This is a genomic window from Shimia aestuarii (genome assembly GCF_022814865.1).
GTDB classification, from domain to species: Bacteria; Pseudomonadota; Alphaproteobacteria; order Rhodobacterales; family Rhodobacteraceae; genus Shimia; species Shimia aestuarii_A.
Genome location: NZ_JAKVRD010000001.1, coordinates 352,908 through 374,705 on the forward strand (window position 1 = coordinate 352,908; position 21,798 = coordinate 374,705).

The following is a 21,798-nucleotide window of genomic DNA, read 5'->3' on the forward strand; positions in this document are numbered from 1 at the left end:
CGCAATCTGGCGCGGTGATCTCAGCGGCCTCGCGCTTGGTTTGCCGCTTGACCACTGGCGCACTATCATCCCGGAGACAGGAGTCTTTTCCATGAACGATCCCGCGTTCGATACCCTTGCACCATTGCCAGCACGCGCGCCGCTCGCGACCGAGCCATTGGGTCTATTGGGGTCGCTCCGCGCGGCACGGAGCAATCTCCTGAGCATTCTGCCGGAACTCGCCGTGCGGCAGCCCATGGTCTCGGGCCACACCGGGCTTCGCTGGCACATGATCATGGAGCCGGGGGCGATCCGGCGCGTGCTTCTTGAAGCTGTGGAGACCTACCCCAAGTCCCGCGCCACCAAGAACATTCTGCGGCCTGCCATCGGCGATAGCCTCTTTATCGCCGAGGATACACATTGGCGCTGGCAACGCCGCGCCGCCGCGCCGGTTTTCTCGCATCGCAACGTGATGAACCTCGCCCCGGTCATGTCCGCCGCTGCGACCCGAAGCGCCGAACGCATCGCCAAAGCCGAGGGGCGCGCGGTCGATATGCTCGACGAGATGGTGCGCACGACCTTTGATGTCATCGCCGAAGTGACCTTTTCCGGTGAGGGCCAGTTTGATGCCCCCGCTGTGCATCGCGCCATCGACGCCTATATTGCGGCCGCGGGCAAAATCTCGCTCTTTGATATGCTCGGTCTGCCGGATTGGCTCCCACGGCCCTCGCGCTTTACCTCGGGCCCAGTGGTGAACGAGATGAAGCGCGTCGCCGATGAGGCCATTGAGGCACGCCGCATCCGTGGCGCAGGCGATGTGCCGGACTTGCTCGACCTGTTGCTTGCAGGGGAAGACCCCGAGACCAAGCGGCGCATGAATACATCGGAACTGCGCGACAATCTCCTGACCTTCATCGTCGCAGGACACGAAACCACGGCGCTGACGCTGGCCTGGTCCCTCTATCTCTGCGCCTTCGACACAGAGGTGCAGGATCGCGCAAGGGCCGAGGCGCAATCGGTGCTGTCGGGCGGGGCGGCAACCGGCGCAGATCTCGAACGCCTCCCCTTTATCCGCCAGATCGTCGATGAGGCGCTTCGGCTCTATCCGCCTGCTGGTATCCTGTCGCGCACGGCGCAGGCACCGGATACGCTCTGCGGTCGCGAGGTCAAACGCGGCGATACGGTGATGATCCCGATCTACGCCTTACACCGCCATCATATGCTCTGGGACGACCCGGATGCCTTTCGTCCGGATCGGTTCTCGGATCGCAAGGGGATCGACCGCTATGCCTACCTGCCCTTCGGCGACGGGCCGCGCATCTGTATCGGAGCGAGCTTCGCCATTCAGGAGGCGGTCATCATTCTTGCGACGCTGCTTGCGCGGTTCCGGTTCGATCTCGTCGCAACGCGCCCGCCTGAGCCTGTCATGATCCTGACGCTGCGACCCAATGGCGGTGTCTGGCTTACAGCAGAGCCCGCCTAGCGCGCACAGATCCCCTTCAGCGCCGCCCATTCCGCCTCGGAGAGGATTGGACGCGCGGCAAACCCTTTCGGCGTGGCCACCCGCGCGGCCTCGATCCGGTCGCCAAGTGCGGGGTGACTTAGGAAATGGGCGGCAAGCCCCTCGGCATCTCCCGATTTTGCCCGAAACCTCTCGAACATCGCCCCGAGCGCGGAGGGGGCAACACCCGCCTTGGCCAGCACACTGTAGGCAAAGACATCTGCATCGCTCTCTGCGCCTTGGGAGTATTTCGCTTCGATCAACTGCTCGGCAAGGAACAGGACGAGCGCACCGCCAGCGAAATCGCCGAAAATCAGACCAAGAACCCCGATCGACCCGGCCGAGCGCAACGCGTGGCGCGTTGGATCGCGCGAAGCAACATGACCCATCTCATGCGCGAAGACGGCGGCGACTTCTTCTGCGGTTCCGGCCTCTTTCAAAAGACCGCGCATAAAGACGATATGCCCACCGGGCAGCGCGAAGGCATTGACCATCGGGTGATCGAGCACCGTCACCGTCAGGTCCACCGGGAGGTCCACCCCCGCCGCGAGCCGCTCTGTCATCGCGTCAAACGCGCGGACACCCTCGGGATCGCGACACACCCTCACACCGATACTCGAATTCTCGTTCAGCGCGCCTCGGATCTGGCCCAGCGTCGCGTCGCCAAGCGCCTTTTCTCCCTCGGGCGGGATGAACCGCGCGAGTTGGTCTGCCATCGTCGGCACAAGCACGAACACAATGAGCGCGACCGAGGCCACAGCCGCCAGCGCCCAGCGCAGGATACGTCCTCTGTCGACTTGTTTCACAGGTCGATGGCGCGCCGGAAAGGACTCGGCAAGATCACGGTGGGCGGTGAACAAGCGCTGCATCGGGGCGGTGGCAGAACGCAGTACGAGCCCACCCTGCCCGGCCTGATCCGGCACGAGACGAACCTCGGCGAGTTTCCATGTCACGTCGATGCCTTCACCACGCAACAAGAGCAGCCCCGCGCCTTCATCGAGGACGATACGCACCTCATGCGCGGCGGCGCTTTCGCCATCAAAGAAGACACCTTGGCGCGCCTCGCGAGGCACGGCTGGGATGATCCCGCTCATATTGCAGCCCCCACATCCAGAGCCTCGGCGAAGCCCTCCGCCTCTTCGAAGTCGTCCCGCGCGCGTTGACGAATATGCCCAAGACTGCCCGGATCAATGACGGTCAGGGTCTCAGAGAAATGCGCCCAGAGCGGCAAGGTGACAAACGCATGGGTCACGGCGGACCATGCGAGGAAGAAGGCAAAGTAGGACAGGATACCGATCAGGGTCAGCGTACCGCTGGCGAAGGTCTCGAGAACCATGCCGGTGCTGTTCTCAAGCCCGATCAGCGTGCCGAGCATGGCAACCGCCGCAAGGCCAAGCGGCACGAGGAAGAACGAGGCCACAAGCCCACCAAGGAGGTTGCCCCAGAGATAGATACCAAAGACACGCATCGGACGCGGCTTCGAAAGAAACACGATATCGCCCGCGCGCTTTGCGTTGGTCAGAAGCTCGAACGACTTGGCGCGGTAATATGCGAGACCAAAGGCAAACCACGGCAAACAGAACAGAGGCAGAAGAAACGCGGCCGGGATCGCGTAGAGCCCGACTCCGATGCTCAACCCACCGACCAGAAGCGCAAGCAGCATATGCCGCATGGCGGGCAAGAGCATGGTCCAGCGGCCTTCCTGCTCCAGCTTGCAGTCGCCATACCATGTCCGGTCTGTGCGGTACTTCTCGAGCCGGAATGTCATCAGAGGCCAGAGCAACCCGCCCGAAATTAGCGTGATAAACCAATAGAGTATGGCCCGCCAGGCATAGCCCCAGGCGCCGGGTTCGAGGCCAAAACGGATCCCGCGCCAACGGGTGCGGGCAAGCACATAGCGCCGGGCGCGGTAGCGGGCATAGAACCAGAGCGGCACAACGCCGACGAAGCTTAGGAGATAGGCGACGAAATTATCCTGAAAAAGCGAGTAGCTCAGGAACATCAGGGCAAGGTTCACCACCCCGATATAGAAGGCAAGGATCACCACGGCGAAGAGAAAACCGAGAAGCTTTTCAAGGGGATCGCCAAGGTATTCCGCCGGAACGCCACCAAAGCGGACCGAGGACCAATAGAACCTGCGCAGGCGGGTCTTCATCCAGAACCGGTAGATGCCGAGCGTCAGAACAGTGAAGATCCCGGTGCGCAGCGCGAGCGCGAAAACCCGCCCGCGATTGCCGACGAAATCGCCATCAAGGGGCGTCGGATCGGCACGTCGGTATTGCGTCGGTATCGCGTCTGTATCGCGGTGGTCCCATGGGCCGGACCCGGAAGGTTCAGTCAAACCAAAATCCCATCAATCGAAACTTACTCGGCCCCATTGTGACCAAGTCGCGGCCCGAGCGCGAGTCCCCTCTTCACCTTGATGAAAATACTCCGTCCCGAAGGGGCGAGAGGGGGCCGCGCCCCTCTCGCTTAGCGGAACTTGTAATTGCGCGGGAACCCATAGGGCGGCTTCTTGCCCACGCCAGCGCGCTTGCCGAGCCAATCGCTCAGGTCCGGTTCGTGCCGTGTCTTGCCGCCGCCCATCTCCCAGCTCAGGCCCTCGTCCCATGTAAAGGTCGTGATGTCCGAGAGCCCGCCGTCCAGTTCGAGCGTGCCCTGACGCCCGCGCGCCATGTTGTATTTCTGAAGCCGCACGCCCTTGCCGCGCCCCATCTCGGGCAGTTCATCAACAGGAAAGACGAGGAACTTGCCGTTCTCCGACACCACGGCCACGTGATCGCCGATCACAGGCAGGCAGATCTTGGCCTTCACATCGTCCTTGACGTTCAGCACCTGACGGCCGTTTCGGGTCTGGGCGATGACATCCTTCTCGGGCACGATAAACCCATCCCCCGCCGTCGACGCGACAAGCAGCTTGCGCTCGGGCTGATGGATGAAGATGTCGATGATCTCGGCCTCGTTGGGGATATCCACCATGAGACGCAGCGGCTCGCCCATACCGCGCCCACCGGGCAGGTTGGCGGCGCTCACCGTGTAAAAGCGTCCATTGGAAGCAAAGACCAAAAGCCGATCGGTCGTCTCGGCATGGAAGATGAACCGCGGCCCGTCGCCATCCTTGAACTTCAACTCGCGTCCAAGGTCGATATGGCCCGACATGGCCCGGATCCAGCCCATCTGTGAACAGACGACCGTGATTGGTTCCTTGTCGATCATTGCCTCAAGCGGCACCTCTTCGACCTCGCCCGCCTCGGCAAAGGCCGAACGGCGCGCGCCGTATTCGTGGTCCTTACCGAAGGTCTTCTTGGCCTCTTTGAGCTGTTCTGCGATGCGCGCCCATTGCAGCGCCTCGCTTTCGAGCAGATCTTCGAGACCGGCGCGTTCTTCCATGAGCGTGTCGCGCTCTCGGATGAGGGCTTCTTCCTCGAGTCGGCGCAAGCTGCGCAGGCGCATATTGAGGATCGCCTCGGCCTGCACGTCCGAAAGGCCGTTCTCACGCCCGGCAAAGGATTTCGGAATGGCGCGGGTGCCATCGTCGCTTTCGACAAGAACGCCCGTGGCTTCGGCCTCTTCGTCGACGATCAGCGCCAGGCTCGACACATCCACACCGGCCAGTGGCGAGCGGTAGTCGCCCTCGTTCAAGGCGCGACTGATCGTGTCCTGATGCGGGCGCGACCAGTCTTCATACATGAGCGCCGATTTCGGATCATCGTCATAGCGGATGATGTCGATCACGCGGTCGAGATTAAGGAAGGCCGTGATAAGCCCCTGCAACACCTCAAGCCGGTTGTCGATCTTGGCCATGCGGTGCCGCGACCGGCGAATAAGCACTTCGCGGCGGAAATCGAGGAAAGCGCGCAGCACTTCCTTCATCGAACAGACCTTGGGCGTGACCCCGTCGATCAGCACGTTCATGTTGAGCGAGAAGCGCACCTCGAGATCTGAGTTGCGGAACATCAGCCCCATGAGAACCTCAGGGTCCACGTTCTTGGAGCGCGGCTCGAGGATCATGCGGATGTCGTCGGCGCTTTCATCGCGGATGTCGGCGAGGATCGGGACTTTCTTGGTCTGGATCAGCTCGGCAATCTTTTCGATGAGCCTTGATTTCTGCACCTGATAGGGAATCTCGGTGACCACGATCTGCCATTGGCCGCGACCAAGGTCTTCGATCTCCCATTTACAGCGCAGACGGAACGAGCCGCGCCCTGTGCGATAGGCTTGGGCAATATTCTCGCGCGGCTCGACGATAACGCCGCCGGTCGGGAAATCCGGCCCCGGCACGAAGTTGAGAAGCGTATCGTCGCGCGCGTCCGGTGTCTTGATGAGATGCAGGCAGGCGTCGCAAAGCTCGGCGATATTGTGCGGCGGAATATTCGTCGCCATGCCGACCGCGATCCCGCTCGAGCCATTGGCAAGCAGGTTCGGGAAGGTCGCCGGAAGCACCACTGGTTCGCTCAGCGTGCCATCGTAGTTCTCGCGAAAATCGACAGCGTTCTCGTTCAGGCCCTGAAGCATCGCTTCGGCGACCGAGGTCAGGCGCGCTTCGGTATAGCGCGAGGCGGCCGGGTTATCGCCGTCGATATTGCCGAAGTTCCCCTGCCCGTCGACAAGCGGATAACGGACGTTGAAATCCTGTGCGAGGCGGGCCATCGCGTCATAGATCGCGGCGTCGCCATGCGGGTGATAGTTGCCCATCACGTCGCCGGAGATCTTGGCCGATTTACGAAAGCCCCCGGTCGAGGTCAGCTTCAATTCGCGCATCGCATAGAGAATGCGGCGGTGCACGGGTTTAAGCCCGTCTCGCGCATCCGGAAGGGCGCGGTGCATGATCGTGGAAAGCGCATAGGTGAGATAGCGCTCGCCAATGGCACGGCGCAGCGGTTCACTCACTTCGGCAAGGGGCAGGTCGTCGTCGATCTGGTCGGTCATGCAAATCGGTGTAGCCGCAAGACGAGGGGCGCTCAAGCGAGCACGCGCATCGGGGGCGATTTTTTCGCACCGAGGGCGCTCTGTGATTTGCGGGAATCGGCTGACCTGCCGTAAAGTCGTGACGTGCCATCGTTAGGCGATTTGAAATGACGCGTTTTGTATTTTTGAGTTTCGCTTTTATCGGCTGGGCCTTTTATGAGGTCAGCGGCGGGCAAGATTTTGCGCCCGTGCCCCCTGAGCGGCTTGCCGTGCTTGAACGTGCTGAGGCACAGCCGGCCACGGCGCAACAAGAGGGCCCCCGCGACGAGACCGATGTCGATATCAGCGCCGCGCTGGCGGCCGAATCCGCTCCTCTCCCCAAGCCAATCCCCGTGTCCATCGTCTCTGCGCCGGTGGCGACCCCGGATCAGGAACGGGTCGCACTCATTCCGTCGCCGGAAGAGCTCGCTTCGGTGGTGGTCGTCGAAGAAACCCCGGCCGATATTCGCGAGGTCCGTGGCAGCCGGGTCAATATGCGCTCTGGCCCGGGCACACAGTTCAGCGTGCTTGGCACCCTGCGCCGTGGCGAGCGCGTCGAGGTTCTGCGCGAGCCGGGCAACGGTTGGGCCAAGCTTAAGGTCGAAGACACAGGGCGCATCGGTTGGATGGCCTCACGTCTGCTGCAATCGACGGATTAGACCAAGCATTTTCGTCGGAATTGACAATCTGACTGTTTTTGTCGTATTCACGCCCGACTCGAACGGAGCGTGACCATGATCATCTGTAGCTGCGAAGGCATTCGGGACCGCGACATCCATGCCGCCATCGATTGGATGCGCGCCTCGGATCCGACCGCGATCATCACCCCCGGCAAGATCTACCACGCCCTCGGTAAGTCCCCGGACTGCGGCGGCTGCATGAAGCTTTTTGTTGCGTCCATGCGTGAGAACCCTAACTTGGAAGTACCTGCGGAACTGCGCGGGCTACGCAAAACCAACACAGCCAGGGAGACACGCTATGAAGGGCGAACAGAAAGTTATTGACCACCTGAACAAGGCCCTCCGGATGGAGCTCACTGCGGTGAGCCAGTACTGGCTGCACTTCCGGCTTCTCAAGGATTGGGGCTTTGGCAAACTCGCCGCGAAGATGCGCGAGGAAAGCATCGAAGAGATGGTCCACGCCGACAAACTCATCGACCGCATCATCTTTCTCGAAGGCCATCCGAACCTGCAATCTCTCGACCCGCTGCGAATCGGCGAGAACGTGCGCGAAGTGATCAAATGCGATCTCGCAGGGGAACTGGAAGCGGTGGAATTCTATCGCAAGGCGCGCAAGGACTGTATGGAACTCGGCGACTACGTCTCAATGGAGGTTTTCCAAGAGCTTCTCACCGACGAAGAGGGCCATGTGGACTATCTCGAAACGCAGCTTGAGCTGATGGATAGCATCGGCGAACAGAACTATGGTCAGCTCAACGCTGACAGCGCCGACGCAGAGGACTGATCCGACACACCATGCCCGGGAAATCCATTCTCATCACCGGATGCTCTTCGGGCATCGGCCTCGACGCCGCGCGCGGCCTACGGGCGCGCGGCTGGCGCGTTTTCGCGGCCTGCCGCCAAGAGGCGGATTGCGGCCGCCTGCGCAACGAGGGCTTTGAAAGCCCCCGGATCGACTATGAAGACGCCGCGAGCGTGCGCGATGGGCTGGCCGAGGTTCTGGCTGCGACTGGCGGCACGCTGGATGCGCTTTACAACAATGGTGCCTATGCGATCCCCGGCGCGGTCGAAGACCTGCCGCGCGACGCTCTTGCCACGATCCTTCAGGCCAATCTCATCGGCTGGCACGATCTTACGATTCAGGTCATTCCGGTGATGCGCGCCCAAGGCCACGGGCGGATCGTCAACTGTTCCTCGGTCCTTGGCATGGTGCCGATGAAATGGCGCGGGGCCTATAACGCGACCAAGTTCGCGCTCGAGGGGCTAACCGATACGCTGCGGCTTGAGATGCGAGATGCCCCGATTGAGGTCTGCCTGATCGACCCCGGCCCCATCACCTCGGATTTTCGCAAGAACGCGGTGAAACAGTTCGAACGTTGGATCGACTGGGAAAACAGCGCGCGCGCCGATCAATACCGCGCCAGCCTGTTGAAACGGCTCTATTCCGCCTCTGACGCGCCGGACCGGTTCGAACTTGGACCCGAGGCGGTGACTGCGAAGCTCGTCCACGCGCTTGAATCGCCGCGCCCGAAGCCGCGCTACTATGTCACTACCCCGACCTACATGATGAATATCGCGCGCCGCGTCCTGCCGACGCGGATGCTCGATTGGGTGCTTGCCAAAGGCTGATCGACTGTTAAATCCGCAGGATCACCCCTATAACGCGGGTCCGTCCGCAGCTTTGGAGTTCAGACATGAATGAAACCGGTCTTGCCAGCGATCCCCTGTTCTGGGTCGTGGCCGTCGCTACCCTCGGTGTCCTTGTCATCCTGATGATCGGCATCGGCGGCTTTGCCAAGGGCGGCGATTTCAACCGCAAGCACGCCAACCGCATCATGCGTTATCGCATCGCGGCACAGTTCGTGGCCGTGCTTCTCATTCTTCTTTTCGTCTGGCTCCGCCGGGGAGGTTAATCATGGTTGTTCTGAACAAGATCTACACGCGCTCGGGCGACAAGGGCACCACGGCGCTTGGCAATGGCGATCGGGTCGCCAAGCATGACGCGCGCGTCAACGCCTATGGCACCTCGGACGAATTGAACGCCACTGTCGGCATGGCGCGGCTCCACGCCGAGGGCGTCATGGACGAGCGTCTTGCTCTGATCCAGAACGACCTGTTCGACCTTGGCGCAGACTTGTGCCGTCCCGACATGGCCAAAGATGCCGAGTCCGAGTACCCACCGCTGCGCATGGTCGAGGAACAGGTGACCCGCCTTGAGGCCGAGATCGACGAGATGAACGCCGACCTCGCCCCGTTGCGCAGCTTCGTGCTGCCCGGCGGTTCGGCCCTTGCGGCACATCTCCACCTTTGCCGCACCGTGGCGCGCCGGGCCGAGCGCCTTGCCACCACCCTTGCCGAAATCGAAGAGATCAACACCCACGCGGTCAAATACCTCAACCGCCTGAGCGATTGGTTTTTCGTCGCCTCCCGCGTCGCCAATGGCAACGGCGCCGATGACGTGCTTTGGGTGCCGGGCGCCAACCGCTAAACCGGTTCCGGGGCGCGGATCAGCGCCCCTTGAAGACCGGCTTGGTCTTGGTCAGGAACGCGGCGATGGCGGCCCCGGAATCCTCGGAATTGGCGCATTTATTCTGATATTCGCTCTCCATGAGCGCGGTTTGCGCGTGGCTCTGGGTATGGGCGGCGCGCAGGAGACGCTTGGAATAGGCAAGGCTGAGCGGCGCGCGCTCGGCCAATGACGCGGCCCAGTCTGCCGCGGCCTCCGCAAGCTCGGCCTCGGGCACAACGCGGTTCACCAGCCCCATCTCGAGGCAGTCCGCCGCTTTGATATGAGTCGCCTCGGCGATCGCCTCAAAGGCGCGCTTCGATCCCATGTGTTGCAAGAGGAGCCAGCTTAGCCCCCCGTCCGGCACCAGCGAGATATTGGAGAACGGTGCGAAACAGGTCGCGGTCTCCCCCATGATCGCAAGATCACAGCTCAGCGCCACCGAAAGCCCAATGCCGCCCGCGACCCCGTTGATCGCCGCAATATAGATCATGTCGCTCTGGGTGATGCCGTCGATGATCGGCTTGTAGTCGCGCACCGAGATATCGAACATCCCGTGCTTGGTGCGAAACTCCGTCAGCTCCTTGAGATCGGTGCCCGAGCTGAAGGCCCGGCCAGTGCCGGTCAGGACGACAATGCGCACCTCCGGGTCTGCCTCGGCCGCCTCCTGCGCGGCGCGAATGCCTGCGCGCGTCGCCCCGTCCATCGCGTTCATCGCATTCTCGCGGTCGATGCGGATCGTCGCGACATGCCCGTCCTTGGCATAGTCGACATTGTGAAACTCGGTCATGGTGCTGTCTCCTCCGTGGTTGCGCCTATGAAAAACCGGAAACGCGCCCGAGCAAACCCCCTGAGTTCCACGACGTTGGGGCATCTATTCCACGACATCTCCCAAGGCCGGAATGTCGAAACATTCTCGCAATAAATCTGGTGTGAAACCGGGAAACGCGACGTCGAATAGCCTCAACATGACGATTTTACGCTGTTTAACCGCGGCGCAAGATTATATCACGTGCCAGAGACGTTTTGGTCGAGTCGTTTCGCGGCTCACACAATTGAAGGAGAGTTACGCCCATGAAGGTACTTGTGCCTGTGAAGCGCGTGATTGACTACAACGTGAAGGTTCGCGTGAAAGCGGACGGTAGCGGAGTTGATCTCGCCAACGTGAAGATGTCGATGAACCCGTTCGACGAGATTGCCGTTGAAGAGGCGATCCGTCTCAAGGAAGCGGGCAAGGCGGACGAAGTGATCGCCGTTTCGATCGGCGTGAAGCAAGCGCAGGAAACGCTGCGCACGGCGCTGGCGATGGGTGCGGACCGCGCGATCCTCGTCGTGGCCGCCGATGATGTCCATCAGGACATCGAGCCGCTTGCCGTTGCCAAGATCCTCGCCAAGGTTGTCGAAGAAGAGCAGCCCGGCCTCGTGATCGCGGGTAAACAGGCGATCGACAACGACATGAACGCCACCGGCCAGATGCTTTCCGCCCTTCTCGGCTGGAGCCAGGCGACCTTTGCCTCCGAGCTCGACATCGACGGCGACAGCGCCAAGGTGACGCGCGAAGTTGACGGCGGGTTGCAGACCATCTCGGTCAAGATGCCCGCCATCGTGACCGCCGACCTGCGCCTCAACGAGCCGCGCTATGCGTCGCTTCCGAACATCATGAAGGCGAAGAAAAAGCCGCTCGACGAAAAGACCGCCGCCGATTACGGCGTCGACGTCACGCCGCGCCTCGAGATCGTCAAGACCTCCGAGCCGGCCGAACGCGCCGCAGGGATCACCGTCGGCTCGGTTGACGAGCTTGTTGCCAAACTCAAAGAAGCGGGGGCTGTGTAATGGCTGTTCTTCTTCTCGCAGAAGTCAATAACGGCGAGCTGGCGCTGGACGCCACCGCCAAAGCTGTCTCCGCCGCGAAAGCGCTTGGTGACGTGACCGTGCTCTGCGCCGGTGCCTCGGCAGCCGCCGCAGGCGACGCCGCCGCCAAGATCGACGGCGTGGCCAAGGTTCTCGTGGCCGAAGACGCCTCGCTCGGTCATCGCCTTGCCGAACCGACCGCGGCCCTGATGGTCTCGCTCGCTGGCGATTACGAGCACATCGTGGCCCCCGCGACCACCGACGCCAAGAACGTCATGCCGCGCGTGGCCGCCCTGCTCGACGTGATGGTGCTTTCGGATGTGACCGCCGTGGTTGACGGTGCGACCTTCGAGCGCCCGATCTACGCCGGTAACGCCATGCAGACCGTGAAGTCGAACGACGCCAAGAAGGTCATCACCTTCCGCACCTCGACCTTCGACGCGGCAGGTGAAGGCGGGTCTGCCTCGGTCGAAAGCATCTCTGCTGCTGACAACCCGGGCCTTTCCGAATGGGTCGAGGACAAGGTCGCCGAGAGCGATCGTCCGGAACTCACCTCCGCAGGCATCGTCGTTTCCGGCGGCCGTGGCGTGGGTTCGGAAGACGACTTCGCGCTGATCGAAAAGCTCGCCGACAAGCTTGGCGCGGCTGTGGGTGCATCGCGCGCCGCGGTCGACTCGGGCTATGCGCCGAACGATCTTCAGGTGGGTCAGACCGGTAAGGTCGTGGCGCCGGAACTCTACATCGCCGTGGGCATCTCGGGTGCGATCCAGCACCTTGCCGGCATGAAAGATTCCAAGATCATCGTCGCCATCAACAAGGACGAAGAAGCCCCGATCTTCCAGGTCGCCGACTTCGGCCTCGTCGCAGACCTCTTCGACGCCGTTCCGGAACTCACCGAGAAACTCGGCTAAGCCGAACGGTTCAGAAAATAGCAAAAGGCCCGCCTCAACAGGCGGGCCTTCTTCGTTGCCGGATGGCGACATCCTCGCCCCCTCTCAAACCCCGTGCGCCTTGATCCAGGCCGCGACGGCCGCGGCGGCGTCCGCATGGGCCGCCGGGCCAAAGAGGCGCTGCGCGACCGGCAGGTCCATCTCTCGGCAGATCATCCCCTCGGTGCCGCGCGCCAACGCCTCCTCGCTCACCACCGCCTCAACAACCCCCGCAACACGCGGGCGCAACTGCTCGATCATCGCGCGTTCGACAAAAAGCGGATCGCGGCCAAGCCCATACGGCGTCTCGGCGCCTGCCGGGGCATGATCGGCAAACCAAAGGAGCAGCACCTTCTCGGCCCCGATCCTTTCGATCAGTGTTTTCATCCGCGCCACCCAAGCCTGCTGCAACTCGGTGCGCAGCACGGCGTAGCGTTCCGGAGCGCGCGCCGCGAGGGCGCCAAGCATGTGGCGCGTGAAGTGGAACTCGGTAAAGTCGATTTCGCGGAACACCATCTTCATGACCTGCGAAGCCCCGGTAAAGCGGTCATTGCGGCGCGGATGCACCGTGTAGTACCGGTTCGACATGTTCTGTGCGCCCGGCAGCTGTACCACGGCAAGCCGCGCCCGCCGCGCCAGTTCGAGGATCGACGGCTCTGCAAGAAAGACATCAACCCCGGCATTCATCACCCCGAGATTGACGCAAGGCCCGCGCGTTGCCTTGGCCACCAGCGCGGGAAAGGGATCGGCCACGTATTTTCCATAGGTCTCGGTTCCGCCAATGCAGACCACCGGATTTCCCGACAGGTCCGGTTTGGGACCGCGAAAGGCTATCCGCGATTCCCCGAGCCGATACGGCATGTAATCGAGGGCCGCGCCCCCGGTATTTTCATAGGACATAACACCCACCACAAATTTTCACCCGAGGTCGAGAATCGCAGGGACGGGTTGCCAAATCGCTAATGCGCGCGCTTGTCATAAATTTTAACCGATCGCGGGCCTTGCAGCGCCCTCCTGCCCACGCGTAATGTCAATGCGAGGTCAGAAGGATTGAAGCATGGAAATCAAGACTATCGGTGTTGTCGGAGCCGGGCAGATGGGCAACGGGATCGCGCATGTTATGGCGCTCGCGGGCTATGACGTGAAGCTCAACGATATCAGCCAGGAGGCGCTCGACGCCGCTGTGGCGCGAATCGACAAGAACATGGAACGCCAAGTCTCGCGCGAGGCGATCAGCGCCGAGGAAAAGGCCACCGCCATGGCGCGCATCACAACCACGCTCGACCTGCCCGATCTCGGCAAGACCGACCTCGTGATCGAGGCGGCAACCGAGCGCGAGGAGATCAAACACCAGATCTTTGACGCGCTGCTGCCGCATCTTGAACCGCACACAATCCTGACCTCGAACACCTCTTCGATCTCCATCACGCGCCTAGCAAGCCGCACTGACCGACCGGAGCGTTTCATGGGGTTCCACTTCATGAATCCTGTGCCGCTGATGAAGCTTGTGGAGTTGATCCGCGGAATCGCCACCGATGAGGACACTTATCAGGCCTGTCTCGCCATTGTTGAGAAGCTTGGCAAGACTGCGGCCAGTGCCGAGGATTTCCCGGCCTTCATCGTCAACCGCATCCTGATCCCGATGATCAACGAGGCGTGTTACACGCTTTATGAAGGGGTCGGAAACGTGGCGTCGATCGACAACGCGATGAAGCTTGGGGCGAACCATCCGATGGGTCCGCTTGAACTGGCCGATTTCATCGGGCTTGATACCTGTCTCGCGATCATGAACGTGCTGCATGACGGTCTAGCCGATACGAAATATCGCCCCTGCCCGCTGCTGACGAAATATGTTGAGGCTGGCTGGCTTGGACGCAAGAGCGGGCGCGGTTTTTACGACTATCGCGGCGAGGTCCCGATGCCGACGCGCTAAGAGAGCAGTGGATCGGAGCGCGCCCAAGGGCGCGCGCAGGTCTTGCAGGCCCAATGGGGCCTGCGATTGAGAGTATTTTCACAAAGGAGAAGGGATCAATCGGCGCTCTTGCCGAGAGCAAGCGTGTGGTCCCGCAGCCAAGCGATGAAACCGCGTGGATCGGTTTCGAGCCGCGCCATCTGGGTCTCGGTCAGCGGCGCGCCGACCACAGGGGCTTGTGGCTTGTTGCAGGAGCGCACGATCTCGTGGAGCAAGAGCCCCTGACGCAAGATCGGAGAGATCTTGCAGGCCCATTGATACCAGCGCGAGTTCGAGCCGGGGAAGAAAATCGGCACCACCTGCGCGCCGGAGCGGCGGATCATCTTGGCGGTGAAGAGGTTCCATTCCTGTTCGATCGCCGGGCCCATCCATGTCTCTGACGACATCACGACACCGGAGGGAAAGAGCGCCACGACGCCGCCCTGAGCGAGATGGGCCATGGCCTTGCCGCGCATCTCGACCATTTTGCGCTGCGCCTCGGGGTCGTGGGGGAAAGGCACCGGGATCATGAAAGAGCTGGCCGATTCATCCAGACCGGTCAGGACCGAGCGGGTCAGAATGCGGTAATCCTCGCGCACGCGCCCAATCAGATCGGCAAAGATCATACCATCGACCATGCCGTGCGGATGATTGGCGACGACGACCACCGGGCCGTCCTTGGGGATGCGGGCGATCTGGTCTTCCGGGGTGGTGAGCGGGATACCCATGATATCGAGCGCCCCGCGCCAGAAATCCTGTCCGCGATACTCGGCGTTGCGGCGTTCGAACTTCTTGACCATACGCAACACCGTGATCTTGCCGGTGAGCCATTCGATGGCGCGGATCGCGGTCGAGGTCCAGAAGCTATCGAAACTATTGGCATAGGTGAGCGCGGCGCGGTCATAGGTTTCGACCGTGCTCTCGGCATCGACTTTGCGGCCGCCCACCGGTTGCGTCATCTTGTTCATCCCGTTTCGTTCCTGTCCGGCCGTTCCGTTCAACCGGCTCAGTTCCCCTCGCCGAACTTGTCCACGACCAGCGCCTCGATGGCGGCGGCCAGAGGTTCGGCGTCGGGGCCGGATGTCTCGACATCAATGGTCGAGCCCTTGGCAGCGGCCAGCATCAAGAGCCCCATGATACTATCCCCCGAGGCGCTCATACCATCCTTGGACACCTCTGCCGACGCGTCGAAGCCTTCGACCACCTCGACCAATTTCGCCGAGGCACGGGCGTGCAGCCCCTTCTGGTTCACGATCTTAAGCGAACGCGTAACGGTCGTACTCATAGGGTTCTGTCCATATTTATATTTTGGCTGTCGATGTATTTGCGCCCTGCCTCAAGCGACGCGCGCACGGCCTCGACCACGGGGAGGTTGCGGCTCTTGGCGAGTTTGATGAGCATCGGCAGGTTGGCGCCAAACATCATGCGCCGATTGTCCGGCGCGCAGGCCGGAAGGCTTAGGTTCGAGGGCGATCCACCAAACATATCGGTAACGATGACCACGCCATCGCCCATATCGACGGAATCGGCGGCGGCGCAGATCTCGGTCTGTTTCGCGCTGCGGTCATGTTCGTTCTCGATCGTGATGGCGAGGATGCCCGGCTGGTTGCCGACCACATGCTCGACCGCCGCGAGGTACTCCCGCGCCAGCCCGCCATGTGCCACGATCACGATCCCAATCACGCTTGCCCATCCTTTGCGTTGCCCCCGGATCGGTCCTCCGACGCCAAGGCGGCGCGGCGGTCCAATTCGCGGTGCCTAATTGACACCTGCCAGCCCTGTTGCGCAAGGGCCGCTGCCAATCTTTCGGCGGTAAATACGGACCGATGTTGACCACCGGTACAGCCAAAGCCGATCGAGACATGCGACCGGCCCTCTGCAAGATAGGCCGGGAGAAGCATATCGACCATATCGGTCAGCTTGGAGAAGAAGGCCGCAAAGCGCTCATCCGCCTCCACATAGGCGGCAACGCCGTCGTCGAGCCCGTTCTTCGTGCGCAGCGAGGGTTCCCAATAAGGGTTGCGCAGAAAGCGGCAATCGAACACCAGATCGACCCCGGTTGGCAGGCCACGCTTATAGCTAAAGGACTGAACCGTAAGGCCAAGTCGCGGCCCGGTCTTGGACGCGAACCAGCGGTCGATCTCGGCCCGGAGTGCATGCGGCGAGAGCTCTGACGTGTCGATAAGGACATCGGCGCGCGCGCGGATCGGTTTGAGGAGATCAATTTCTTGCGATATGCCCTCGAGCGGGCTCTCGCCGGGGGCGAGCGGGTGGCGACGGCGAGTCTCGGAGTAGCGCCGCTGCAGCACGTCAGGCTGGCAATCAAGGTAGAGCAGTTCCGGTGCGACGCCATCGGTTTCCGCGAGCAGGTCCAGCGCCTCGATCAGCGCGATTTGCGAGAAGTCCCGGTTCCGCACATCCAAGCCAAGTGCCATCGGTCGCTCAAGCACCGGCCCCGAGAACAACCGCTCGAGAAGTCCGAAAGGCAGGTTGTCGATGGTTTCATACCCGGCATCTTCCAACGCCTTGATCGCCGTGGAACGCCCGGCACCAGAGGGGCCGGTGACGAGCACGAGACGCTGAAGCGCGGAGCCGGAAGCGGGGGACATCAATCAAGCCTTTCTGCCATGTGCGAGCAGGTGAATCACTGCTGCCGGGAAATGATCCGCATCGACACGGTAAAGCAAGGGACGGGTTTGGCCGAGCAGGTCGGTGTTGCGTTTTGGCGGCAAACGGTCCTGTTCGAGGTGGTCCAGATCAACCACAAGCCGCACCGGCGCCTGTTCGAGCGCCTCTGCGGCGAGCACCCCGACAAAGCGCGCCTCGATCATGCCGCGGATCGCAGGCGGACAGCGGGCGATCACCTCATCGCCGGTGCGCGTCAGTTCGGTGCGATCATCCGCGACCAGTGTGGCCCCAAGCGCCATGAGGCGCAATGCGAGGGCGGACTTACCGCGCCCCGAAGCTCCACGGATAAGAACCGCCCGCCCTTCATGGGCGACGCAAGACGCATGGACGGTTTCGGATACGCCGGTCTTGGAGGTGCGCGCCAAGATCAGATCGGCAGGCCGACGACGAAGCGCGCGCCAAGCGGCTCCGAGGTTACGTCGGCATCGGTCGGGCGGATGTTCTCGGCCCAGATCACCCCGCCATGTGCCTCGACGATCTGCTTGGAGATGGCGAGGCCGAGGCCGGAGTTATTGCCGAAGTCATCCTCGGGACGTTGCGAATAGAACCGGTTGAAAATCTTGTTGAGCGCCTGATCCGGGATACCGGGCCCGGTATCCTCGACCACGACAAGCACACGGTTCTCCCGCCGACGCGCCCAGACGCGAATGGCGTCACCATCTTCACAGAAGCTGATTGCGTTGGTGATCAGGTTGACGAACACCTGCGCGAGCCGCGCCTCAAGACCGTGAATGACAATCGCCTGATCCGGAAGGTCGGTGATAAAGTCGATACCCTTGTTGCGCGCATCCTCGCCAAGATACTGGGTCAGGTTGCCCATCATGGTGAGCAGGTTGAATTCTTCCTGCTCTTCTTTGACCAGTTCGGAATCGAGCCGTGAAGCATTGGAGATGTCGCTCACAAGGCGATCGAGGCGGCGCACATCATGATCGATCACGTCAAGGAGCTTGGCGCGATACTCTTCTTTCTTGACCATGCGGAGCGAGCCGACAGCGGAGCGCAGCGAGGCAAGCGGGTTCTTGATCTCATGCGCCACGTCGGCGGCGAATTGTTCGTTGCTATCGATGCGTTCATAAAGCGCCGATACCATGCCGCGCAGCGCCCCGGATAGGCGGCCGATCTCGTCGGGGCGCGCGGTCAGGTCGGGGATACGCACCCGCCCGGCATTGACGGCGCGGCTATCATTGTCGCGGTCGCGGCCGATCTCGGCAGCGGCGGCCAGATCGGAAAGCGGGTTAGAGATGGTCGAAGCAAGCACCATCGAGAGGCCGATCGAAACCACCGTCGCAATCAGGAACATCTGCAACACGCGCTCGCGCTCGGAGCGAACCATATCGTCAAGTTCACCTGCCGCACTGGTCAGGACGACGATGCCGACATTGCCCGTGCTCTGGCCAAAGGGGACGGCGACGGCGAAGAGCGTGCTCCCTTCCGGGCCATCCAGCGTGGTGAGAACTTCGCCTTGCCCGCTGACACTTCCAGCGAGGGCAGTGGCTTGGTCGACAACGCTCGACGCGTTGCGGTTAACGGTATCGGCCTCGCCCGCGACATGGCCCCAAATCCAGTTGATCGCGCTGGTGAATGGCGTGCCTTTTGGGCGTTCCGCAAGCTTGTCGGCCTCGTCAGACAGTTCCGTCCCGGTCGCCGTGCTGATCAGGTTCTCGGAGGTGTCATAGACATAAAGATAGGTGCCTTTGCGCATGCGCAGCTTCTCGAGCGTGCGCTCAACGTTCACACCGTCGCCCGTGACGAGGTTGACCGGCGCGCCCTCCGGCATCTGAGCCTCGAAGGCCCCCGCGATCAGGCGTGCTTCGGAAAGCAATCCGGCGGCGCGCTGAACGGCAAGGCTATCGCGGGCGGAATTGAGATAGAGGATCCCGGCCACAAGAATACAGAGCGCGATCAGATTGAAGGTAATGATCTTGCGAGTCAGCGGGGATTTGGACAGCGGAAGCAGGCGGCGACGTTCCCGCCTGCCGCGCATTTCCGTTTCCATACTGTCTTCCGGCGCGACCCAATCATCACCAAGAACAACGTCACCGTCGCGTCCCTGGGACATATCGCGCAGATCTATCCGTTCGGCCAAGGCCATCTCACCGGTTACTCTTCGTTGTACCTATAGCCAATGCCATAGAGCGTCTCAATCGCAGAAAATTCCGCGTCGACCATGCGCATCTTCTTGCGCAAGCGCTTGATGTGGCTGTCGATCGTGCGGTCATCGACATAGACCTGATCGTCATAGGCCACATCCATGAGCTGATCCCGGCTCTTGACGAAACCGGGGCGCTGCGCGAGCGCCTGAAGCAGGAGGAATTCCGTGACCGTCAGCGTCACATCCTGCCCTTTCCACGTCACAGCGTGGCGCAGCGGATCCATCGTCAGTTCGCCACGTTCCATCGTCTTGGTGTCTTCGGTATCGCCCACGATATTGCCGTCGACCGCATCCTGCCGACGCAGGAGCGCCCGGATGCGTTCCACGAGAAGGCGTTGCGAGAATGGTTTCTTGACGTAATCGTCGGCCCCCATGCGCAGGCCAAGAACCTCGTCAATCTCATCGTCCTTCGAGGTCAGGAAGATGACCGGCATGCTGGTCTTCTGGCGCAGGCGCTGCAACAGGTCCATGCCGTCCATACGGGGCATCTTGATGTCAAGAACCGCCATGTCCGGCAGTTTCTTGTTGAAGGCGTCAAGCGCCTGTTGCCCGTCATTATATGTTTCGACCTCGAACCCTTCCGCCTCGAGGGTCATGGCTACGGATGTCAGGATATTCCTGTCATCATCGACCAAAGCGATCTTCGACATTGGCTGAAATCCTTATTCTGCTCTGATTTTTATGCCTGATTTTTTCAGACAGTATGCGCTTTTCCTGCAATTCAGATCAATCCAAAAGTGCGAATCAGGCGCCGCACCGCATCAATTACAGCCGGAATTCTTTGACCAATGGCTAAAATGACTCACCTTCGTCGGCGAAAATCGACCAATGCGGCAGGTGGTGGCGCTAACGTGCAAGTGGTTGCGCTAACTGCGTTAAACCGACCTGTTCAACTATCAAATCGTCATGTTATGAGCGCCCATCTAGGGCTTGGACCGGCCGCGATGCGCCGGCGTTTGTGCCTTTGATGAATGACAACCGCCGCCTCTCAGGGGTCGGCTACAGGAGTTAGAACATGACATTTGGACGGGTGAACCCGCAATTCCGCCTCGAAGATCAAGGGATCGAAGGGCTGGGTAATGTCTTTTATAACCTCATGGAGCCCGCTCTGATCGAAGCGGCCCTGAAAAACGGCGAAGGCAGCCTCGGCAATGGCGGCGCCTTTCTCGTTTCGACCGGCAAGTTCACCGGCCGTTCCCCGAAGGACAAGCACGTCGTCAAAACCGATAGCGTGGCCGACACCATCTGGTGGGAGAACAACGCCGAGATGACGCCGGAAGGGTTCGACAACCTCTATGCCGACATGATCGCGCATATGAAGGACAAGGACTACCACGTGCAGGATCTCGTCGGCGGCGCCGACCCCAAGCACGCGATCAACGTGCGCATGGTGACCGAACTGGCATGGCACGGCCTTTTCATCCGCCACATGCTGCGCCGTCCCGACCGTGACGCGCTGAACGATTTCGTGGCGGATTTCACCGTCATCAACTGCCCCTCGTTCCAAGCCAACCCCGAGCGTCACAACTGCCGTTCGGAAACCGTGATCGCGCTCAACTTTGATCGTAAGATGATCCTGATCGGTGGCACAGAATACGCAGGCGAGAACAAGAAATCGGTCTTCACCCTGCTGAACTACCTGCTGCCCGAAAAAGGCATCATGCCGATGCACTGCTCGGCCAACCACGCCAAGGACAACCCTGTGGACGCGGCCGTGTTCTTCGGCCTCTCGGGCACCGGCAAAACCACCCTGTCCGCCGACCCGGATCGCGTTCTGATCGGCGACGACGAACATGGCTGGTCCGACAACGGCACCTTCAACTTCGAGGGCGGCTGCTACGCCAAGACCATCAACCTCAACCCCGAGGCCGAGCCGGAAATCTACGCCACCACCGGCAAGTTCGGCACCGTGATCGAGAACATGGTTTTTGATGAAGAGACCAAGGAACTCGATTTCGAGGATGACAGCCTGACCGCCAACATGCGCTGCGCCTACCCGCTGCATTACATCTCGAACGCTTCGGAAACCGCCGTCGGCGGCCACCCGAAGAATATCATCATGCTGACCTGTGATGCGTTCGGCGTTCTGCCTCCGATTGCCCGCCTCACCCCGGCGCAGGCGATGTATCACTTCCTCTCTGGCTTTACCTCCAAGGTCGCCGGAACCGAGCGCGGCGTGACCGAGCCCGAGCCCACCTTCTCGACCTGCTTCGGCGCGCCCTTCATGCCGCGTCGTCCCGAGGTCTATGGCAACCTGCTGCGCGAAAAGATCGCGACCCACGGCGCGACCTGCTGGCTCGTCAACACCGGTTGGACCGGTGGCGCCTACGGCACCGGTTCGCGTATGCCGATCCGCGCGACCCGCGCCCTGCTGACCGCCGCCCTCGACGGCAGCCTGAGCGAAGTGGAATTCCGCAAGGATCCAAACTTTGGCTTCGAAGTGCCGGTGGACGTGCCGGGCGTGGCCGAAGTGCTGCTCGACCCGCGCCGCACCTGGGATGACGGCGAAGCCTATGACCGTCAGGCCGCGAAACTGGTGCAGATGTTCTCGGACAACTTCGAGCAATACCTGCCCTATATCGACGCCGACGTGAAAGCCGCCGCCATCGGCTAA

23 protein-coding genes are annotated in these 21,798 nt (G+C 61.6%); 11 read left to right on the forward strand and 12 right to left on the reverse strand.

The annotated features are described in order from the left end of the window. The first annotated feature begins 91 nt into the window (after window positions 1–91). On the forward strand, window positions 92–1,462 hold the full coding sequence (locus tag MK745_RS01870) for a cytochrome P450 (RefSeq protein WP_243611572.1): 1,371 nt from the start codon (window positions 92–94) through the stop codon (window positions 1,460–1,462). Here the strand turns inward: MK745_RS01870 and MK745_RS01875 are convergent. From MK745_RS01875 to MK745_RS01885, 3 genes are all read right to left on the reverse strand, one after another. Beyond that, window positions 1,459–2,574 carry a M48 family metallopeptidase gene (locus MK745_RS01875; protein ID WP_243611573.1) on the reverse strand — a complete coding sequence of 372 codons (1,116 nt, stop codon included), beginning with the start codon at window positions 2,572–2,574 and terminating at the stop codon, window positions 1,459–1,461. The genes MK745_RS01870 and MK745_RS01875 overlap by 4 nt on opposite strands. Then, window positions 2,571–3,821, reverse strand: a complete 1,251-nt coding sequence (locus tag MK745_RS01880; protein WP_243611574.1) for a DUF898 family protein — start codon at window positions 3,819–3,821, stop codon at window positions 2,571–2,573. Before MK745_RS01880 ends, MK745_RS01875 begins: the two co-directional genes overlap by 4 nt. A gap of 131 nt (window positions 3,822–3,952) precedes the next feature. Further along, entirely contained in the window at window positions 3,953–6,409 is a 2,457-nt protein-coding gene (locus MK745_RS01885) for a DNA topoisomerase IV subunit A (protein ID WP_243611575.1), read from the reverse strand. A gap of 146 nt (window positions 6,410–6,555) precedes the next feature. Between MK745_RS01885 and MK745_RS01890 the strand changes: the two genes are divergently transcribed. The 6 genes from MK745_RS01890 (at window position 6,556) to MK745_RS01915 (ending at window position 9,595) form a co-directional block, all read left to right on the forward strand. Beyond that, window positions 6,556–7,086, forward strand: a complete 531-nt coding sequence (locus tag MK745_RS01890) for an SH3 domain-containing protein (RefSeq protein WP_243611576.1) — start codon at window positions 6,556–6,558, stop codon at window positions 7,084–7,086. Window positions 7,087–7,161: 75 nt separating this feature from the next. Further along, complete coding sequence (locus MK745_RS01895; protein ID WP_243611577.1) at window positions 7,162–7,431, forward strand: (2Fe-2S)-binding protein; 270 nt, start codon at window positions 7,162–7,164, stop codon at window positions 7,429–7,431. Then, on the forward strand, window positions 7,406–7,891 hold the full coding sequence (bfr, locus tag MK745_RS01900; RefSeq protein ID WP_243611578.1) for a bacterioferritin: 486 nt from the start codon (window positions 7,406–7,408) through the stop codon (window positions 7,889–7,891). Before MK745_RS01895 ends, bfr begins: the two co-directional genes overlap by 26 nt. A gap of 11 nt (window positions 7,892–7,902) precedes the next feature. Then, complete coding sequence (locus MK745_RS01905; RefSeq protein ID WP_243611579.1) at window positions 7,903–8,736, forward strand: SDR family NAD(P)-dependent oxidoreductase; 834 nt, start codon at window positions 7,903–7,905, stop codon at window positions 8,734–8,736. A 65-nt stretch (window positions 8,737–8,801) separates the two neighbouring features. Beyond that, on the forward strand, window positions 8,802–9,020 hold the full coding sequence (locus MK745_RS01910) for a twin transmembrane helix small protein (protein ID WP_243611580.1): 219 nt from the start codon (window positions 8,802–8,804) through the stop codon (window positions 9,018–9,020). A gap of 2 nt (window positions 9,021–9,022) precedes the next feature. Then, on the forward strand, window positions 9,023–9,595 hold the full coding sequence (locus tag MK745_RS01915; protein ID WP_243611581.1) for a cob(I)yrinic acid a,c-diamide adenosyltransferase: 573 nt from the start codon (window positions 9,023–9,025) through the stop codon (window positions 9,593–9,595). Between the two features lie 19 nt (window positions 9,596–9,614). On the opposite strand, the gene MK745_RS01920 is transcribed toward MK745_RS01915, so the two are convergent. Continuing rightward, the gene (locus MK745_RS01920; protein ID WP_243611582.1) at window positions 9,615–10,403 is read right to left on the reverse strand and encodes an enoyl-CoA hydratase/isomerase family protein; all 789 of its coding nucleotides are present in this window, start codon (window positions 10,401–10,403) and stop codon (window positions 9,615–9,617) included. Between the two features lie 284 nt (window positions 10,404–10,687). Between MK745_RS01920 and MK745_RS01925 the strand changes: the two genes are divergently transcribed. Together MK745_RS01925 and MK745_RS01930 are read left to right on the forward strand one after the other, a co-directional pair. Continuing rightward, the gene (locus tag MK745_RS01925; RefSeq protein WP_243611583.1) at window positions 10,688–11,446 is read left to right on the forward strand and encodes an electron transfer flavoprotein subunit beta/FixA family protein; all 759 of its coding nucleotides are present in this window, start codon (window positions 10,688–10,690) and stop codon (window positions 11,444–11,446) included. Continuing rightward, complete coding sequence (locus MK745_RS01930; RefSeq protein ID WP_243611584.1) at window positions 11,446–12,375, forward strand: electron transfer flavoprotein subunit alpha/FixB family protein; 930 nt, start codon at window positions 11,446–11,448, stop codon at window positions 12,373–12,375. Before MK745_RS01925 ends, MK745_RS01930 begins: the two co-directional genes overlap by 1 nt. A gap of 84 nt (window positions 12,376–12,459) precedes the next feature. Here the strand turns inward: MK745_RS01930 and MK745_RS01935 are convergent, their stop codons facing one another. Then, window positions 12,460–13,293, reverse strand: a complete 834-nt coding sequence (locus MK745_RS01935; protein WP_243611585.1) for a DUF6473 family protein — start codon at window positions 13,291–13,293, stop codon at window positions 12,460–12,462. A 157-nt stretch (window positions 13,294–13,450) separates the two neighbouring features. Between MK745_RS01935 and MK745_RS01940 the strand changes: the two genes are divergently transcribed. Beyond that, the gene (locus tag MK745_RS01940) at window positions 13,451–14,326 is read left to right on the forward strand and encodes a 3-hydroxybutyryl-CoA dehydrogenase (RefSeq protein WP_243611586.1); all 876 of its coding nucleotides are present in this window, start codon (window positions 13,451–13,453) and stop codon (window positions 14,324–14,326) included. Window positions 14,327–14,421: 95 nt separating this feature from the next. Here the strand turns inward: MK745_RS01940 and MK745_RS01945 are convergent, their stop codons facing one another. From MK745_RS01945 to MK745_RS01975, 7 genes are read right to left on the reverse strand one after another with little or no spacing between them, the layout of a single operon-like run. Then, window positions 14,422–15,303 (reverse strand): lysophospholipid acyltransferase family protein, encoded by an 882-nt coding sequence (locus MK745_RS01945; RefSeq protein WP_243611587.1) that lies wholly within the window; start codon window positions 15,301–15,303, stop codon window positions 14,422–14,424. A gap of 47 nt (window positions 15,304–15,350) precedes the next feature. Next, window positions 15,351–15,629 carry an HPr family phosphocarrier protein gene (locus MK745_RS01950; RefSeq protein ID WP_243611588.1) on the reverse strand — a complete coding sequence of 93 codons (279 nt, stop codon included), beginning with the start codon at window positions 15,627–15,629 and terminating at the stop codon, window positions 15,351–15,353. Further along, window positions 15,626–16,027 carry a PTS sugar transporter subunit IIA gene (locus MK745_RS01955; protein ID WP_243611589.1) on the reverse strand — a complete coding sequence of 134 codons (402 nt, stop codon included), beginning with the start codon at window positions 16,025–16,027 and terminating at the stop codon, window positions 15,626–15,628. Before MK745_RS01955 ends, MK745_RS01950 begins: the two co-directional genes overlap by 4 nt. Beyond that, complete coding sequence (gene rapZ, locus MK745_RS01960) at window positions 16,024–16,953, reverse strand: RNase adapter RapZ (protein ID WP_243611590.1); 930 nt, start codon at window positions 16,951–16,953, stop codon at window positions 16,024–16,026. The genes MK745_RS01955 and rapZ overlap by 4 nt, the downstream gene beginning before the upstream one ends. Before the next feature lie 3 nt (window positions 16,954–16,956). Further along, entirely contained in the window at window positions 16,957–17,397 is a 441-nt protein-coding gene (locus MK745_RS01965; protein WP_243611591.1) for an HPr kinase/phosphorylase, read from the reverse strand. A gap of 2 nt (window positions 17,398–17,399) precedes the next feature. After that, on the reverse strand, window positions 17,400–19,124 hold the full coding sequence (locus tag MK745_RS01970; protein WP_243611592.1) for a sensor histidine kinase: 1,725 nt from the start codon (window positions 19,122–19,124) through the stop codon (window positions 17,400–17,402). Between the two features lie 8 nt (window positions 19,125–19,132). Next, window positions 19,133–19,834 (reverse strand): response regulator transcription factor, encoded by a 702-nt coding sequence (locus MK745_RS01975; RefSeq protein WP_243611593.1) that lies wholly within the window; start codon window positions 19,832–19,834, stop codon window positions 19,133–19,135. Window positions 19,835–20,199: 365 nt separating this feature from the next. Here MK745_RS01975 and MK745_RS01980 point away from each other — a divergent pair, with 365 nt between their 5' ends. Beyond that, window positions 20,200–21,798: a phosphoenolpyruvate carboxykinase gene (locus tag MK745_RS01980; protein WP_243611594.1), complete on the forward strand. Its 1,599-nt coding sequence runs from the start codon at window positions 20,200–20,202 to the stop codon at window positions 21,796–21,798.